Consider the following 256-nt stretch of genomic DNA (forward strand, 5'->3'; position numbering starts at 1 on the left):
AAATCTGTGCTACACTTTCTGCCGTAGCCGCTTGATAAAGTTTATTTTTTATATCGTCTGGCTGATTCTCTTTTAAAATAATTAGAGCATATTTTAAAAAGCTCATTCCTAAAAACTCAGGGGGTTTAGGGAAAGTAAATCGACCGGGATGTTGTTTTGTCCAGCTCAGTAATTCAGCTAGCGATTGTGGTGGCTGATAGACTTTTAAACTGTCGTAATAAAAGGAGAGGGCAGCTTGTCCCAAAGGTGCTTCCAT

General features: G+C 39.1%; 1 pseudogene. It reads right to left on the reverse strand.

The features are described from left to right. Positions 1–256, reverse strand: a pseudogene (locus tag V6256_RS15370) (ABC transporter substrate-binding protein); the annotation flags it as partial.

It is taken from the genome of Psychromonas aquatilis, assembly GCF_038155185.1.
Classification (GTDB): domain Bacteria; phylum Pseudomonadota; class Gammaproteobacteria; order Enterobacterales; family Psychromonadaceae; genus Psychromonas; species Psychromonas aquatilis.